At 51.9% G+C, this 17534-nt stretch carries 17 protein-coding genes; 6 read left to right on the forward strand and 11 right to left on the reverse strand.

Annotated elements, in window-relative coordinates:
• From BL249_RS02090 to yeaG, 6 genes are all read right to left on the reverse strand, one after another.
• Nucleotides 1–131, reverse strand: a 131-nt coding sequence (locus tag BL249_RS02090) for an IS1 family transposase (RefSeq protein WP_342633895.1), incomplete at its 3' end; no start/stop codon positions are given.
• An 88-nt stretch (nt 132–219) separates the two neighbouring features.
• Entirely contained in the window at nt 220–468 is a 249-nt protein-coding gene (locus tag BL249_RS02095) for a DUF1480 family protein (protein ID WP_099704843.1), read from the reverse strand.
• Between the two features lie 72 nt (nt 469–540).
• Nucleotides 541–2268, reverse strand: coding sequence for a potassium/proton antiporter (locus tag BL249_RS02100; RefSeq protein ID WP_099704844.1), 1728 nt, complete (start codon nt 2266–2268; stop codon nt 541–543).
• 816 nt (nt 2269–3084) lie between these two features.
• Nucleotides 3085–3354, reverse strand: a complete 270-nt coding sequence (locus BL249_RS02105) for a hypothetical protein (RefSeq protein ID WP_099704845.1) — start codon at nt 3352–3354, stop codon at nt 3085–3087.
• Between the two features lie 90 nt (nt 3355–3444).
• Nucleotides 3445–4722: a YeaH/YhbH family protein gene (locus BL249_RS02110; RefSeq protein WP_099704846.1), complete on the reverse strand. Its 1278-nt coding sequence runs from the start codon at nt 4720–4722 to the stop codon at nt 3445–3447.
• 78 nt (nt 4723–4800) lie between these two features.
• Complete coding sequence (yeaG, locus tag BL249_RS02115) at nt 4801–6735, reverse strand: protein kinase YeaG (protein WP_099704847.1); 1935 nt, start codon at nt 6733–6735, stop codon at nt 4801–4803.
• A 432-nt stretch (nt 6736–7167) separates the two neighbouring features.
• Between yeaG and BL249_RS02120 the strand changes: the two genes are divergently transcribed.
• Complete coding sequence (locus BL249_RS02120; RefSeq protein ID WP_446717713.1) at nt 7168–7917, forward strand: MipA/OmpV family protein; 750 nt, start codon at nt 7168–7170, stop codon at nt 7915–7917.
• 94 nt (nt 7918–8011) lie between these two features.
• Nucleotides 8012–8863, forward strand: coding sequence for an aldo/keto reductase (locus tag BL249_RS02125; protein ID WP_099704849.1), 852 nt, complete (start codon nt 8012–8014; stop codon nt 8861–8863).
• Between the two features lie 35 nt (nt 8864–8898).
• On the opposite strand, the gene BL249_RS02130 is transcribed toward BL249_RS02125, so the two are convergent.
• Both BL249_RS02130 and gapA read right to left on the reverse strand, forming a co-directional pair.
• The gene (locus BL249_RS02130) at nt 8899–9777 is read right to left on the reverse strand and encodes a D-hexose-6-phosphate mutarotase (RefSeq protein WP_099704850.1); all 879 of its coding nucleotides are present in this window, start codon (nt 9775–9777) and stop codon (nt 8899–8901) included.
• 84 nt (nt 9778–9861) lie between these two features.
• Nucleotides 9862–10860, reverse strand: coding sequence for a glyceraldehyde-3-phosphate dehydrogenase (gene gapA / locus BL249_RS02135; protein WP_099704851.1), 999 nt, complete (start codon nt 10858–10860; stop codon nt 9862–9864).
• A gap of 355 nt (nt 10861–11215) precedes the next feature.
• On the opposite strand from gapA, the gene msrB reads away from it, so the two are divergent.
• Both msrB and BL249_RS02145 read left to right on the forward strand, forming a co-directional pair.
• Complete coding sequence (msrB, locus tag BL249_RS02140) at nt 11216–11626, forward strand: peptide-methionine (R)-S-oxide reductase MsrB (protein WP_099704852.1); 411 nt, start codon at nt 11216–11218, stop codon at nt 11624–11626.
• Between the two features lie 11 nt (nt 11627–11637).
• Nucleotides 11638–11913, forward strand: coding sequence for a YeaC family protein (locus BL249_RS02145; RefSeq protein WP_099704953.1), 276 nt, complete (start codon nt 11638–11640; stop codon nt 11911–11913).
• 65 nt (nt 11914–11978) lie between these two features.
• On the opposite strand, the gene pncA is transcribed toward BL249_RS02145, so the two are convergent.
• The 3 genes from pncA to sppA form a co-directional block, all read right to left on the reverse strand.
• Nucleotides 11979–12593 carry a bifunctional nicotinamidase/pyrazinamidase gene (pncA, locus tag BL249_RS02150; RefSeq protein ID WP_099704853.1) on the reverse strand — a complete coding sequence of 205 codons (615 nt, stop codon included), beginning with the start codon at nt 12591–12593 and terminating at the stop codon, nt 11979–11981.
• A 3-nt stretch (nt 12594–12596) separates the two neighbouring features.
• Nucleotides 12597–13613 carry an asparaginase gene (gene ansA / locus BL249_RS02155; protein WP_099704854.1) on the reverse strand — a complete coding sequence of 339 codons (1017 nt, stop codon included), beginning with the start codon at nt 13611–13613 and terminating at the stop codon, nt 12597–12599.
• A gap of 88 nt (nt 13614–13701) precedes the next feature.
• Nucleotides 13702–15555: a signal peptide peptidase SppA gene (gene sppA, locus BL249_RS02160; protein WP_099704855.1), complete on the reverse strand. Its 1854-nt coding sequence runs from the start codon at nt 15553–15555 to the stop codon at nt 13702–13704.
• A gap of 209 nt (nt 15556–15764) precedes the next feature.
• Between sppA and BL249_RS02165 the strand changes: the two genes are divergently transcribed.
• Complete coding sequence (locus BL249_RS02165) at nt 15765–16316, forward strand: NAD(P)H nitroreductase (protein WP_099704856.1); 552 nt, start codon at nt 15765–15767, stop codon at nt 16314–16316.
• A gap of 158 nt (nt 16317–16474) precedes the next feature.
• On the forward strand, nt 16475–17521 hold the full coding sequence (selD, locus tag BL249_RS02170) for a selenide, water dikinase SelD (protein WP_099704857.1): 1047 nt from the start codon (nt 16475–16477) through the stop codon (nt 17519–17521).
• Nucleotides 17522–17534: the final 13 nt, after the last annotated feature.

Genomic DNA, 17534 nt, shown 5'->3' on the forward strand with positions numbered 1-17534 from the left:
TAAGCGTAAGTGAGTTGAAACACGCGGTGGCAGTCACGGCAGCGAAATCTGTCATAGCCTTTAGGGTTCTGACCATGGCGGTAAACCTGAACAGACTGACAACGGGGACAATGAACGTTAACGCTGGCCATAAGAGAACCTCAAAAGCCCGCATTATACATCAGATTCAACCAATTAGAGGCATCACCAGATAATCTTATAGAGATTACGGGAATAATCTTAGGCAGGAATTTTTAATACCCAGTGGTGATGATTCTTATCGTAATGACCAATTTTCAGCTCCACGCGTTTGCCGTCAATCCAGGCCGGGACGCTGGTGTCCTCATCCCAGCCGTCGAGTTGATAGCTCAGGCCAGGGTTGGTCAGGCAGGGGATATGGACCTCATTGGTTGCGTTGCTACTGGCGCCCGCGGCATCCATTTCTGCATCAACAACATCATAACGCCCAATCCGGATAACATGGCTCATAATTCATCCCTCTGTAATAAGCATGAACTATAAGCGTAGCCGGTTTTGTCGTCAGGTCGAGTGAAAACAGCGTCAGGGCTTTTCTTCCGGGACGCGAATGCCGACTTTGACTATCTGATTTTCTTCTTTCTCCGCCACCGTCCAGATAAGATTGTTCCATTCCACCTGGTCACCTACCACCGGGGCCGCCCCTAACATGTTTAGTACCAGCTGGCCAAGGGTTTGCTGCCCGTCAACCTGTTCATCCAGCGTCAGTCCGTAGATTTGTGCCACATCATGCAGCCGTGCGTCCGCTTCAAGGATAAAGTCGCCAAAAAAGCGCTGATCGAGGGACACCGGGGGCGACTGACTGAAAAGTTTACCCAGCGCCGGCAAATCGCGCTCACGGCCTATAACACAAATGATATCGCCTTCTTTCAACCGGGTGTTACCGGTGGGATGCAGCAGGACATTATCACGAAACAGCGCCGCGATGCGCGTTTCCCGCGGCATGTGCAAATCGCGCAGGGCAGCGCCGACACACCATTTATCGGCACTGAGCTGATACACCAGCTGTTCCCAGGGGTTTTGCGGATGAATGTCGAGGCCAATACGTGAGATGGGCGAGGCGGTGGGGGGGACAATAACTTTGGCTTTGCTGGCTGCGAAGCTGAGGGAGGTGCCTTGTACCATCAGGGAGACCAGCACCACGAAAAACGCGATATCGAAAATCAGCGATGCATGGCTTAGCCCGGCCATCATCGGGAAGACCGCCAGAATGATGGGCACCGCGCCCCGCAGTCCCACCCAGCTGATAAAGATGCGTTCACGTAAATTGAACCCACGGAAAGGCAGCAGGCCAACGAGAACCGCCAGCGGACGAGCCACCACTATCAGCCACAGTGAAAGCAGCATTGCCGGAATGGCAATGTGCCAGAGTGCAGAAGGGGTAACCAGTAGCCCCAGCACCAGGAACATGCCAATCTGGCTGAGCCAGGACATACCGTCAAAAGTCTGCAGGATGCCATAACGGTTGCGAATGGGCTGATTACCCAGCAGAAAACCGCACAGGTATACCGCAAGAATGCCACTGCCTTCAATGGCTGTAGTAAAGGCAAAAATCAGAATACCGCCGCTGACTGCCAGAAGCGGGTAAAGTCCGCTGGCGAGGGTGATGCGGTTGATCATCTGCAACAGCAGCCAGCCGCCGCCGAGTCCCATAACAATACCCAGACCGAACTCCTGAATCAGGTGCACGAAGAACATGCCGTTGAGACCCGTCTGGCCGTGCTGAATCATATCTATCAGGGTAATTGTCAGGAACACAGCCATCGGATCGTTGCTGCCGGATTCGATCTCGAGGGTGGCGTTAACGCGTTCGTTTAACCCTTTTCCACCGAGCAGGGAAAACACCGCAGCGGCATCCGTGGAGCCGATGATGGCGCCAATCAGAAACCCTTCTATCAGGTTAAGATGAAACAGCCAGGCTGCGGCCATACCGGTCAGCGCGGTGGTAATAAGCACCCCAATGGTGGCCAGTGACAGGGCCGGCCACAGGGCAACTTTAAATGAGCTGGCTTGAGTACGCATACCGCCATCCAGCAAAATAATCGCCAGGGCCAGGTTACTCACCAGATAGGCAACGGGATAATTGTCAAAAACAATGCCACCAATACCGTCGACGCCTGCCAGCATGCCCAGTGCGAGGAAGATAACCAGAATGGGTATGCCAAGACGTGAAGAGAATGAACTCAGCAAAATGCTGGAAGCCACCAGCACAGACCCGATAATAAACATGCTGTAAATTGCACTGGCTTCCAAAAAGAGCTTCTCCTGAGATTATTGCGCGGCAGACGATAGTTTGTTGTATTACCGGGGTAATAATCAACGTTAACCTGATTTTATCGCACAGAAAACAAAAACAATAAAAAACGGTAAAAAAGAGGAAGGGGCACCGCCCTGAAATTCAAACCATCCGTGTCCACGGGCAGACTGATGAAGTATTCACCATAGCCAGGCGCCGGCAATTGCCGACGGCCTGCAACGTGTATTCCGGCTGAATATCTGCACTGAAACAGCTCACTTTCTGCCCTGGGGTGGCTCTTGGGCAGATTTGCTTTGCATCAGGGCGGCAGCTACCGCATCAGGCTGATATTCTGTCCATGGTTTTTCAGGCCCTGCACATTCAACCGGCTAGCAGAGGGTAACAGAGATCGCCGCCGTCCAGGATGCATACAAACGGATTGCGGTGCAGGAACGCTTTTTGCGGCCGTCAGGCTTCTGCTGGTGAAAACGGTCAGCCCGTTCCCTGGTGAAAAGCCCAGCCTGATTAAAGTGTCGGGGTATTAAAACAGTGATTTGGTCCATTAATGCCTGAGCGATCAACAATGGTCCGGCCGGCATGCCGGGGTACTGAACGCTGACGAGCATGGTATTTATCGAACACTATTCAATGAAGTTAGCGCTAAACGTCATGTCAGGACGTTACTGAGCATATGTCTGCCGCCGTGCGGATTAACATAGCCTGGGGGGCGTTGAACACGCCAGTCATTCCTTGTTTAGTCCCGTGGCGCAATTCAGCCGTGATAATGTGTTGCTGGCCGTGCCCGATGAGCTGGATAAGGGTAGAGTATGATGTTAGTCAGGATATGGGGTAATACGGTGAACACCAGAATCAGCGCGTTTTTCGGGAATACATTGTTTCGGTAATTTCTGAAACCAGACTATTTTTTTAACTATTATCGGTACCATGCTGGCGTTGTTGAATAAATCGAACGTTAAGCAGGCTGGGGCATCTGATTGCGACAGACGTTTCAGTACCGGAATCTCATCGCAAAGCATACCTATTAAATGCCCCAGGCTGGTAAGCCTGCGACAAGGCGCCAGGTTGCTTTCAATCAGCAGCATTATTCAGGCTGCCGGTCAGATTAATGAAGCAGGTTCCGCGATGAATGCGATGCGCAAGAAAGCCGGATAGCGGGTATCCGGCCAGGGGGGTCAGTATGTGCTTTCACTTTGCTTGTGGAATAGTTCCCTGAAGACCGGATAGATATCTTCCGGCTCACGAATATGCTGAATGGCGAAGTTATCAAACAGCGTTTGCAGGTGTTCATATTCACGCCATAGCGTCTGATGAGCACGGCGGGTAATTTCGATGTAACTGTAATAACGCACTACTGGCAGGATGTTTTTAGCCAGTATCTGGTGACAGAGCGGCGAGTCATCAGCCCAGTTATCACCGTCTGAGGCTTGCGCGGCGTAAATATTCCACTGCGCCGGGTCGTAACGCTCTTTCACCACCTCGTCCATCAGTTTCAGGGCGCTGGAAACAATGGTGCCACCGGTTTCCTGAGAGTAGAAGAACTCCTGTTCATCGACTTCTTTCGCCTGGGTATGATGGCGAATATAGACAACATCCACGTTTTTATAGGTCCGGCTAAGAAACAGATAAAGCAGAATATAAAAGCGTTTCGCCATATCCTTAGTGGCTTGATCCATTGAGCCGGAAACGTCCATCAGGCAGAACATGACTGCCTGACTTGAAGGTTCCGGGCGTTTTTCAAAATTTTTATAGCGCAGGTCGAAGGTATCGATAAAAGGTACCCGGGCAATGCGCGCACGCAGCTCGGCAATTTCTTTACGAAGCCGCTCTTCTTCCATCAGCTGGGCCGGTTCGGCTTTTTCCACTTCCGCCAGCGCATTTTCCAGCTCATGTAGCATACGTCTTTTGCCTGCGGTCATGGCGGTGCGACGCGCCAGTGAGTTTTGCAAAGAGCGCACTACGCTGATATTGGCCGGGACGCCGTTGGAAGTAAAACCGGCGCGATGCGTTTTGTATTCATTAAGCTGACGTTGCTGATTTTTTTGCAGATTAGGTAAGGCCAGATCTTCAAATAACAGGTCAAGATATTCATCTTTTGATATCTGAAATACAAATTCGTCCTGGCCTTCTCCGTCCTGACTGGCATCACCCTGACCGCTGCCGCCACCGCCACCACCCTGAGGCCGCTCCACCCGGTCGTTCTGAACGAAGTGATCGTTGCCCGGATGGACCCGATGACGTTCGCCGCCGCGACCCTGATGAAACATAGGTTCGTTAATATCTTCAACCGGAATAGAGACAGACTCGCCGCTGTCGATATCGGTCACCGAGCGTTTGTTAATGGCCTCGGAAATCGACTGTTTGATTTGTGTACGATAACGGCGCAAAAAGCGCTGGCGGTTAACCGCGTTTTTGTTCTTTCCGTTAAGTCGCCGATCGATAAAATAGGCCATATATCCCCCTGACTGACTGGCAAAGGGTCAGATAATCCTGACCCGTTAATGCACTTTTGGCGCAGGTTTATGCCGGACTTATGACGATTTTCTCACGCGCAGATACCATTCACACAGCAGCCGGACCTGCTTGCGGGTATAGCCTTTCTCCATCATGCGGTCAACGAAATCATCGTGCTTTTTCTGTTCATCCGTGGAGGTTTTAGCATTAAACGAAATAACCGGCAGCAGCTCTTCGGTGTTGGAAAACATTTTTTTCTCAATCACCGTGCGCAGCTTCTCATAGCTGGTCCAGTTCGGGTTACGCCCGTTATTTTGCGCCCGGGCGCGCAGCACGAAGTTGACAATTTCATTACGGAAATCCTTCGGGTTGCTGATGCCGGCGGGTTTTTCAATTTTTTCCAGTTCAGCATTCAGTGATTCACGATCAAATAGCTGTCCGGTGTCCGGATCGCGATATTCCTGGTCCTGAATCCAGAAGTCGGCATAGGTGACGTAACGGTCGAAGATATTCTGGCCGTACTCAGAATAAGATTCCAGGTAGGCGGTCTGAATCTCTTTGCCGATAAATTCGGCATATTTAGGGATCAAATAACCTTTCAGATGTTCAAGGTATTTCTCGGCCTGATCCTGTGGAAACTGTTCCCGTTCAATTTGCTGCTCCAGCACGTAGAACAGGTGGACCGGGTTTGCGGCTACTTCGGTATGGTCAAAGTTGAATACCCGCGACAGAATTTTAAAAGCAAAGCGGGTTGAAAGCCCGTTCATGCCTTCATCGACGCCGGAGTAGTCGCGATATTCCTGATAAGACTTGGCTTTAGGATCGGTGTCCTTAAGACTTTCACCGTCATAGACACGCATTTTTGAATAGATGCTCGAATTTTCAGGCTCTTTCAGGCGTGACAAGATTGAAAAGCGTGAAAGCGTTTCCAGCGTACCGGGAGCGCAGGGCGCATGGGTCAGCTCACTGTGATTGAGCAGCTTCTCATATATCTTGATCTCTTCTGAAACCCGCAGGCAGTACGGCACCTTAACGATATAAACACGGTCAAGGAATGCTTCATTGTTTTTATTATTACGGAACTGCACCCATTCTGATTCGTTAGAGTGAGCCAGAATGATACCGTTAAACGGCAGGGCAGAAATGCCCTCGGTGCCATTATAGTTGCCTTCCTGAGTCGCGGTCAGCAGTGGATGAAGCACCTTAATCGGCGCTTTGAACATCTCGACAAATTCCATAATGCCCTGATTGGCCCGGCACAGTGCGCCGGAATAACCATAGGCATCGGGGTCGTTTTGCGCGTGATTTTCAAGTTTGCGGATGTCAACTTTGCCCACCAGCGCTGAGATATCCTGGTTATTTTCATCGCCAGGCTCGGTTTTGGCAATGGCCAGCTGTTCCAGAATAGAAGGCCATACTTTAACCACTTTAAACCGGCTGATATCGCCGCCGAACTCATGCAACCGCTTAGCCACCCATGGCGACATGATGGTGCCGAGGTAGCGACGGGGAATACCATATTCTTTATTCAGAATATTGGCATCTTCCTGAGGGTTAAACAGGCACAAGGGATGATCGTTGACCGGGCTGCGCTCACCATCGGCACTCAGCACGTAAATCGGCACGCGTTGCATTAAGGATTTCAGGCGTTCTGCTAACGAAGATTTACCGCCACCCACTGGCCCTAATAAATACAGAATCTGTTTTTTCTCTTCCAGTCCCTGAGCGGCATGTTTCAGATAGGAGACAATCTGCTCAATCGCTTCCTCCATGCCATAAAACTCTTCAAACGCCGGATAGCGAGCAATAACGCGGTTAGAAAACAGACGGGAAAGACGAGACTCCTGGGCGGTGTCAACCATCACCGGCTCACCAATAGCCGTTAACAGTCTTTCCGCTGCGTTGGCGTATGCATTGCGATCCTGCTTACAAATTGCAAGAAACTCCTGCAATGAGAACTCTTCATCCTTAGCTGCTTCATAACGCTGACGATAGTGATCGAATATATTCATGGTATGCCCGTCCTTTCGTTTTTAGCACAGGTAATAGGAGCACAGTAAAAGGTTAAATCAGCTCCCGGAAGATATTCTTTAATGTGTAGAGCAACCCTTATGCCAACCCGACATTATTTTTTCTGTGTGTCTGAAATTGATGACTGCTCTGCGCACCATAATTTGTCTCTTAGCTTAAAGTCTAGTTGGCATTCACGAAATTTCCTGACCGGCGCCGTATTTTTCAATGAGAATTCAATAACAAAGTCTGTTAACCCTGTGGCCAGTGGCGGGAGGTAAGATTTTTGTAAATGAATCAGAGATGCCATGCTGCTGTTTTAGATGGATTCATCCGCGACATCACTGCCGAATGCATGATACGTTTCTCATACGCTATCATCAGATAGCAAATCATATCTATGCTGATTGTTATATTTATGGAATGAATAAATTGTGAACTATTTCAAAATTAGCATGTTGGCCCTGGGGGTCGCTGCCAGTGCCACTGCCTTTAACGTGTCGGCCGGACCGCTGACACTGGGCGCTTCGGTTTTCTATAGCGAAAGTCCTTATAACAGTGGTAAAAATCGTTATTACCCGGTTCCGCTTATCGACTATGAAGGCGATAACTTCTATTTCCACAGTCTTGCCGGCGGGTATTATCTGTGGAAAACCCCGCAGGACCGCTTGTCGCTGATATTAACCGCTTCACCGCAACAGTTTGATCCCGATGATGCCCGCAGTAACGCAATGCGAGCGCTGGATAAACGTCGTCTGACAATGATGGGGGGGGTTGCCTACCGGCACAGCGCCAGCTGGGGTATGGTGCGCACCGCACTGATTGGCGACATGTTAAACAACAGCAATGGTATTCAGTGGGATATGGCTTATCTTTACCGCTTTGAATTCGGCAGGATAGGGCTGACACCCGGCGTGGGCGCCGTGTGGAGCAGCAAAAACCAGAATCGCTATTATTATGGTATTTCCGACCATGAGTCAGCCCGCAGCGGACTGAGCCGTTATCATCCTGGTGATAGCTGGAACCCCTACCTTGAGCTGACGGCGGACTACCGTCTCACTGATAGCTGGCGTGCTACGTTAGCCGCGCGTTATACCCGGCTCGACAGTGAAATCACCGACAGTCCGATGGTAAATAAACATGGTCAGGCCAATATCTGGACCGGAATCAGCTATACCTTTTGATCGGTAATGGGTCTGGTGAGTTTTGCACCATAATGCCGCCTTTTAATCAGCGGTGCGCCAATATGGCGCACCAATAAAGTGCAGAGGTTCGGCCATGGATAAATGTGTCACGTTCGCGGACGGTGAAACGGTGCCGGCAATTGGCCAGGGCAGCTGGTATATGGGAGAACAGCCGGCTGAGCGCAGCAAAGAGATTGCTGCGCTGCAACAGGGGCTCGACCTGGGATTAAACGTTATTGATACCGCAGAGATGTATGCTGATGGCGGCGCAGAGCGGGTAGTGGGTGATGCGCTGAACGGGCGCCGGCATCAGGCATTTCTGGTGTCAAAGGTCTATCCGTGGAACGCTGGTCGTGATGGGGCGATACAGGCCTGTGAGCGTAGTTTACGACGGCTGAAGACCGACTACCTTGACCTTTATCTGTTGCACTGGCGCGGGAACGTGCCTGTTGAAGAAACGCGACTGGCAATGGAAACCCTGGTACGTCAGGGAAAAATTCGTCGTTGGGGCGTGTCTAACTTTGACAGTCAGGAGATGCAAATGCTGTGGCAGATACCGGGGGGCGAGGGCTGTGCCACTAATCAGGTTCTGTATCATCTGGCTTCACGGGGCATTGAATATGATTTGTTACCTGCCTGTCAGCAGCATCAGATGCCGCTAATGGCTTACTGTCCGCTGGCGCAGGCCGGGCGATTACGTAACAATTTACTGCAACATCCGGTTTTACAGCAGATGGCCTGCGAAAATCATATCAGCGTGGCACAGCTGCTGCTGGCCTGGGTTATCAGGCAGCAGGGGGTGCTGGCTATTCCTAAGGCCAGCACCCCCGCACATGTTGCGGCAAATGCGGCTGCACTGACGGTGAGCCTGACGCCGCAGGAATGGGCCCGGCTCGATCCGCATTTCCCGCCGCCGCCGCAGCCGCTGCCGCTGGATATTGTCTGAGTCCGCAGTTGTCGCAGTCAGCGATCGTTCTCCGGCTATCTGGTTCTTTTGCGCAGCCTGAAGGTTGCGCCAAGGCGGGCCGGCGTTTCACCGCGACTGTGCATTGCCGTGGTGATATGGGCTGTTTCGACGCAGACCATAGTTTTGTAGCCATTCGCCGTCATATCGCTCATGCTGCTGGATAAAGCCGGGCCAGGATTCCAGGTGACAACGTCACTATGATGGTGATGATAAACCTCAATCACGCGCTCGCCGCGCTCATCATCAATAATACTGTAATCTTCCGGTGCACGATAAATGCGGTCGATGCGATCCGGGTAACGCTGGATACCGTCCGGCGAACGGCCATCAATGCCCAGCACTTTATCTGTGTAGGGATGGCCCAGGCCCGACACGCTGACTCCGGCGATATCGGCTACCTGAAAATAACTGTGCAGTGCGCCGCTGCTGGTGTAATCGCCGTGGGCTTCAAGTTCAATTTCACAATGCTGGCTGAAACGAAAACGGGCATAGAGGGTAAAGTCATGAGGCCAGTATTTTTTGCTTTGCTCGTTACTTTCCAGTACCAGCGTCAGCATGACGCTGTCATCGTTTTCGTCATGTGCGGAAAGGGACCAGCTCAGATTACGGGCAAAACCATGTGCCGGCTCGCCTGCCGGACCGAACCATGGCCAGCAGATAGGCACGCCACCGCGAATGGCTTTGCCTTTTTGCCACAACGAGTTTTCGCTTAGCCAGATTACCGGCGCTTCCCCGGCAGGTTGCCAGGCAACTAAATGGGCACCCTGTAGCGCCACGGCGGCGCGAACCCGGGGGTGATTAATGACCAGCACAGGCTGTTCGCCTTGATGACGTTGAGAAATATAAGGAGATAGCTGTTGATCTATTGGCAGAGAGAAGAGTTTATCCGTCATGATCTGACTGTCCTCGACGCGTGTAACAATAAAAAAGGGCGACCCGAGTCGCCCTTATGGTTCATGCTGTAATCTGACGACAAATTATTTGGCCGCAACCAGTGCAATCAGATCAAGCACTTTATTTGAGTAACCGGTCTCGTTATCGTACCAGGAAACCAGTTTGACAAAGTTATCATTCAGCGCGATACCGGCTTTTGCGTCAAATACTGACGTCAGCACTTCGCCGTTGAAATCGGTAGAGACTACGTCATCTTCAACATAACCCAGAACGCCTTTCATTTCGCCTTCCGCAGCCGCTTTAATGGCAGCACAAATCTCTTTGTAAGAGGCCGGTTTTGCCAGGCGTGCGGTCAGGTCAACAACGGAAACGTTCGGGGTTGGCACACGGAACGCCATACCGGTCAGTTTACCGTTCAGTTCGGGCAGTACTTTACCGACCGCTTTTGCTGCGCCGGTTGACGATGGGATGATGTTCTGGGACGCGCCACGTCCACCACGCCAGTCTTTGTGTGAAGGACCGTCAACGGTTTTTTGCGTCGCAGTGGTAGCATGTACGGTGGTCATCAGACCTTCAACGATGCCGAACTTATCGTTGATGACTTTAGCCAGCGGGGCCAGACAGTTAGTCGTGCAGGATGCATTAGAAACAATATCCTGACCGGCATATTTGTCAAAGTTGGCACCACGAACGAACATCGGCGTGTCATCTTTGGAAGGGCCGGTCAGCACCACTTTTTTGGCGCCGGCAGTGATGTGCTTACGCGCGGTTTCATCAGTCAGGAAGATACCGGTCGCTTCAGCCACAACATCAACGCCTGCTTCATTCCATTTCAGATTAGCCGGATCTTTTTCAGAGGTAACACGGATTTTTTTGCCGTTAACGATCAGAGCGCCATCTTTCACTTCAACCGTGCCGTCAAAACGGCCATGAGTGGAGTCATACTTCAGCATATAAGCCATGTACTCAGCATCTAACAGATCGTTAATTGCAACGATTTCAATGTCAGAACGCTTCTGTGCGGCACGAAATACGATGCGTCCGATGCGGCCAAAACCGTTGATACCTACTTTGATAGTCATATATTCCACCAGCTATTTGTTAGTGAATGGTAGTAAACAAAAGGTTGTTTGTAGGATTACTAAATCCTTGCCAGGCGTCAAGCGGAATCGTGTCAATAGTTGCGAAATGTCAAACGCGATTACAGGAATAATTGCCAAAAATGCCTGGGTCGGCTGACCTATTTTCACCCCCTATTATAGGGGAATCGCCGACAAGAATATAAACGGCTGAGTAGGGTAAAGAGTGATCTGGTTCACGAAATGACGCCACGAGTGGCGGATTGCTAGCTGTTAGTCGCAAAACCTGCCCGTTCGTTTGTGCCGTTTGTTAGAATGGTCAGTGAGATTGGAGAGTGTATCTGCCTGAGAGAGCATCATGGCTAATGAAACGAAACGCCTTATTCCTGACAGCGAACTAACCGATATGCAGCGCCATGTCACGCGCGATCGCGGCACTGAGCCGCCCTTTAGCGGCAGGTTATTGCATAATCAACAGCAAGGGATATACCACTGTCTGGTATGTAACGCGCCGTTGTTTTTGTCTGAGACCAAGTACGAGTCAGGCTGTGGCTGGCCAAGTTTTTTTCAGCCGGTCAGCGAACGGGCCATTCGTTACCTTGAAGATACCTCACACGGTATGCGCCGCGTTGAAATTCGCTGTAATGCCTGTGACTCTCACCTTGGCCATGTGTTCCCTGACGGGCCGCAGCCGGGCGGCGAACGTTATTGTGTTAACTCTGCGTCGCTGAGTTTCAGTGACAATAGCGGCAATAAAACTCGGGGATAAAGATGACGGAAATGAGTCTGGAAGCAATGATTGCCAGCATGACGCCTGAAGTTTATCAGCGCCTGGTAACCGCGGTAGAAACCGGTAAATGGGCCGATGGCGTGGCGCTGACTGAGGAACAAAAAGCACACAGTCTGCAGCTGGTATTGTTGTGGCAGTCACGGAATAACCACGATCCGCAGCATATGAGTATTGGCCGCGATGGTCAGATTGTGACAAAAAGTAAACAACAGCTGAAAAAAGAGTTTGGCATTAGCGATTCTGAGGTGACGACCCTCAAGTTGTAAAAATTATTCCTGCAGGAATAATTTAACTTCACTTGCTGAAGCTGAACGGCAAAAGGTTCAGCTTTTCAGATTATCTGCGCGCCTTTTTGCTGCATCTCAGAGAGCGCCAGTACGCTGTCATCCGGCTTCAGATTAACCCCGCGACAGCCCGCTGTTATCACATTGACCTGATAACCCGCACTGAGGGCATCAATAACCGAGAATCTGACGCAATAATCCGTCGCCAGTCCCATGATCGTCAGCGTGGTTATCTGATGCTGGCGTAACCAGCTATCCAGCCCGGTATCATGCTGATGTCCGTTATCGCGAAAAGCGCTGTAGCTGTCATAGGCCGGGTCCATTCCTTTATGGATGATCAGGTCGATATACTGGCTGGTCAGTGACGGATGGAAGGCTGCTCCCGGGCTGTTCTGGACGCAATGTACCGGCCACCATACCTGTTCAATACCGTTAAGCTGACCGCTGTCACCGACAGGGGCGCCAGCGTTAACGGCGAAGCTGCCGTGATTGGCTGGATGCCAGTCCTGGCTGGCGATCACCCGTCCGCCCTGGCGTTTCCATTGGGCAATATAGTGATTGGCAACGTCGACTACCCGATCGCCCCCGGGCACTGCCAGTGCATCGCCGGGGCAGAAATCGTTCTGGATATCAATTAATAACAAGGCATGATGACGGTACATAGCTTAATCCTCAGCGCTAAGTTCACCGCGCAGATTGGTCTGCATCAGCTGGCGAATGGTGTCTGGGGCAAGATCCTGACTCAACAGGTAATGCAGCTTAGTCAGCGCCGATTCCACCGTCATGTCGGCACCGCTGATGACCCCGGCTTGTGCTAAGGCGTTGCCGGTGGCATAGCCGCCCATATTAACTTTACCCGACATACACTGCGTCAGATTTACCACGACAATTCCCCGGGCGCTGGCGGCGGCCAGTTCCTGCAGAAAGGCATTATTTTGCGGGGCATTTCCTACGCCATAGGAGCGTAAAATCAGCGCCCGGACTGGCTGTCGCAGAAAATTACGCACGACCTCAGCGGAAATACCGGGATAGATAGTCACCACGCCTACCGGCTGTGGGGTAATCGGATGTACTTTCAGTGCGCCGCTGCCAGTGATGATGCCAGGGGTATTGAGGCGGCGGATATGAATACCGGCTTCCAGAAGTGGTGGCAGATTGGGTGAGGCGAAGGCATTGAAGCCATCGGCATGGGCTTTGGTGGTACGGTTGCCACGGAAAAGGGTGTTATTAAAAAACAGTGAAACTTCTTTAATCGGGTAATTAGCGGCAACAAAAAGGGCATTCAGCAGATTCTGCTGGCCGTCAGAGCGCAGTTCGGCAAGGGGAATTTGTGACCCTGTCACTATAACCGGCTTGGCGAGATTTTCCAGCATAAATGAGAGTGCAGAGGCGGTGAAAGCCATGGTATCGGTGCCATGAAGAATCACAAAGCCATCGTAGTTATCGTAATTGGTCGCAATATCATTGGCGATCGACTGCCAGTCCTGTGGTGACATATCGGACGAGTCAATCAGCGGTTGGTATTCATGAATCGTAAAATCAGGCATCTCCGGACGATGAAACTCAGGCATCCGCGCCAGCTGTTGCTGGAGATGGCCGGAAACCGGAATATAGCCATTTTCGGAGCGTTGCATGCCGATAGTGCCGCCGGTGTAAGCGACATAAATAGATTTTTTTTGCATAGTCAGACCTGGGCTTGCGATGAAAACTGATTATAAGAAGAAAGGTCGGGAAAATCAGCCCGGCCTGCGCCGGGCTGGAAAAAGAGGGTCAGCCTACCTCACCACAGGTCAGGCATAGTGCATAGCGACTCTGCGGATCGTTCATTTTATCAAACAGACCCGGCTGCTTCTTCACTACACCCATAACATCATTTAGCGGCGCTGGCAGCATTGATTGCAGCGTGTCAGGTAATACCGCACGAATTTGCGCACTTACCTGACCGAGCAGCAAGTCGGCTACCGATGACTGATACTGATACCACTGTAACTGCGGCTGACTGATTTTTGCCAGTTCAGCGGCTTTGTTAATGGCATCATCGAAGTCACCGAGTTCGTCAACCAGACCATTGGCTTTAGCGTCACTGCCTGTCCAGACGTGGCCCTGGGCGATGGCGTCCACCTGTTCTGGCGTCATTTTGCGCGAGCGGGCGACCAGATCGACAAAGTTTTTGTAGCCGTTTTCAATAGTCAGCTGCATGATCTGCTGAACTTCCGGCGGCAGTGTTTTCGTGACCGACACATCAGCCAGTGGCGAAGTTGCTACGCCGTCAGTGTGAACACCAAGGCTGTCGAGGGATTTCTCAACGGTATTAATAATGCCGAAAATGCCGATAGAACCGGTCAGGGTGCTGGGGCTGGCAATAATGTAGCTGGCCGGCGTGGAAATCCAGTAACCGCCGGACGCGGCCATTCCTCCCATAGAAACCACAACCGGTTTGCCGGCAGTCCGCGCTGCGGCAAGTTCTTCGCGGATAGTTTCAGAAGCAGTCACGCTGCCGCCAGGGCTGTTAACCCGCAGAATAATGGCTTTAATATTGTCATCGAGCCGCGCTGAACGAATTTCAGCTGCGGTGGTATCGCCGCCAACGGCGCCGGGAGTCTGCTCCCCGTCAACAATTGCGCCATCGGCATAGATGACGGCAATATTACCTTTTTCTGCCTGTTTTTTCAGGCTGTAGTCGTAAATGCTGGTGCCACGGTAATCATTGCTCTGTTTATCCCAGCCAAAAACTTTGCTCAGTTTCTGATCCACTTCTGCCGGGGTAGCCAGTTCATCAACCAGTTTGGTCGCTTTCGCATACTGCGCCATATCGCCGCCGTTTTGTTGCAGTGCGGCGATCAGTTGCTGTGCGCCAGGAAATACCTGTTGCGGGGTAATCTGACGATTGGCCGCAATCTGTGCAATATAGTTTTGCCACAGTTGCCCGACCCAGCGGCTGTCGGCGTCACGTGCTGCCGGTGACATGTCGTCGCGCAGGAAAGGTTCGACGGCGGATTTATAGGTGCCGACGCGGAAAATATGCGAGCTGACTTTCAGCCGGTCGAGCAGCGATTTGTAGTACAACGAATTGGTGGCGAAACCGTGCAGATCGATACTGCCGTGCGGTGAGAGATAAATGTGATTAGCAAAGCTGGCAAGGTAGTACTGCGCCTGGGTGTAATTGTCACCATAAGCGTAAATCGGCTTACCGCTGTCACGAAATTCCCGTAGCGCCTTGCCAATATATTGCAGGGAAGGCTGATCGCCACCGGCAAAGTCGCGCAAATTAAGCACGATGCCGCTAATACGATCGTCGGTTTTCGCCTGGCGAATGGCATTAACAATGTCAAACAGCGGATTTTCTTTCAGACGGTTGCTGCTGGCTCCGATAAGCTGGCGGCCCCATTTGCTAATTTTATTGGTCACCGACGGGTTATCCACCACAACGCCTGCCAAATCGATATCCAGTGCACCTTTTTGAATCTCAACCGGCTGGCTGCTGCTTTTAACCTGCATCCAGATACCGACGCCCACCAGAATAAGTAGCAGCAGGAACAGATTAAGAATAAATTCCCTGATAAAATTAATCAGGCGCCATGTCCATTTGAACAAATTCGCGATAATTCGCCACAAGGTTCGCATGTAATCTCCATACTCGCGGATAATAACGCCGGATTGTTGCTAATCAGGCAGATAACCGCCTTATCCTAAAGAGCAGCGGCGTAAAAGTCAGTAAGAAAACGGCATAGGTCGCAACTTATTTATCATCCTGTGCCGGACTGTTGCCGTGATGCGCTGCATGTTAGGGTGGCAGAGTTCGTAAACATAATGCACTAAATCAGGAGTTTTTCATGGATGCGCTGGAATTACTGATCAATCGCCGCTCGGCATCAAGACTGGCTGCGCCGGCACCTGCCGGTGACGTATTAGACAATATTATTCGCGCCGGAATGCGTGCACCCGATCACGGCACTTTACAGCCGTGGCATTTCACTATTGTGGAAAACCAGGGACTGGAGCGTCTCAGTCGTTTGCTGGAACAGGAAGCTCGCCGGCTGGATCAGGATGAGAAAGCCATTGAAAAAGCTCGCCAGGCACCTTTCCGCGCGCCGATGATTATTACCGTAGTGGCGCGCTGTGAAGCCCATGATAAGGTGCCACGCTGGGAACAGCTGATTTCAGCCGGTTGCGCCGTGATGGCTATGCAGATGGCGGCGCTGGCCCAGGGATTTAATGGTATCTGGCGCAGTGGTGCCTGGACTGAAAATCACAATGTCAGACAGGCATTCGGCTGTCGCGAACAGGATGAGATTGTTGGTTTTCTCTATTTAGGCACCCCGCAGTTGAAAGCATCAACTTCAGTGATTCCGCCGGATACCACGCCGTTTGTCAGCTACTTCTGAGGTCCCGCGACTGTCCGCCGGCCAGCTGGCGGACGACATCGGCAAAGGGAAGGCAATCCGAACAATATTTGAGCTTACTGCCGCATCGCGGCGGTGCATAACTTACCTTGCCGCAGGGAAAGGGTTAACATAAGCGGCGGATTTAAAGGGAGATGGTAATGAATAATAGCCCGGTTCGTCTGACGCAGTACAGCCACGGTGCAGGCTGCGGTTGTAAAATTGCCCCTGCCGTGCTGGAAACAATTCTGCATTCGTCGCTACCTGCGTTTAAAGACCCACGTTTGCTGGTGGGCAACGAAACCCGCGATGACGCAGCGGTTTACGACCTGGGCAATGGCCAGGCGGTGGTAAGTACCACCGACTTTTTTATGCCGATCGTGGATGATCCGTATGATTTTGGCCGTATTGCTGCTACCAACGCTATCAGCGATATTTATGCGATGGGCGGCCAGCCGGTAATGGCCATTGCCATTCTTGGCTGGCCACTGAGTCAGCTGGATGCCAGCGTGGCGCAACAGGTGGTAGAAGGGGGGCGCTACGCCTGCCAGCAGGCGGGAATCGCGCTGGCAGGCGGTCATTCTATTGATGCGCCTGAACCTATTTTTGGTCTGGCGGTGACCGGCACCGTTGCCATCAGCCGGGTGAAGCGTAATAACGCCGCGCAGGCTGGTTGTCAGCTATGGCTAAGTAAACCGCTGGGTATTGGTATTCTGACAACGGCAGAAAAGCGCGGCGTGCTGCTGGCGGAACACCGTCAGCTGGCACGGGATACCATGTGTCAGCTTAACCGCGCCGGCAGTGATTTTGCCGGACTGGACGCGGTGCAGGCGATGACTGATGTCACCGGTTTTGGACTGATGGGGCACCTGAGTGAAATTTGCCAGGGTTCCGGCCTGCAAGCCGAGGTCAGTTATTCTGCCGTGCCACGACTGCCCGGGGTGGATTATTATCTGCAACAGGGCTGTGTACCTGGCGGAACCGCACGCAATTTCACCAGTTATGGCCATCTCCTGGGGCAAATGACACAACCGCAGCGCCAGCTTCTGTGCGATCCCCAGACGTCCGGCGGGTTGCTGCTGGCGGTCAGGCCTGGAGCCGAGGCCGGATTACAGCAGCTGGCGGAAAAACATGGGGTGACACTGTCACATATTGGTGCGCTGACCGCGACTTCAGCGGATCGGGCTATGATCCAAATTGTCTCCTGATCGGGAAGTTGTC

Origin of the sequence: Erwinia sp. OLFS4, from assembly GCF_002752165.1 — a bacterium.
GTDB lineage: Bacteria > Pseudomonadota > Gammaproteobacteria > Enterobacterales > Enterobacteriaceae > Izhakiella.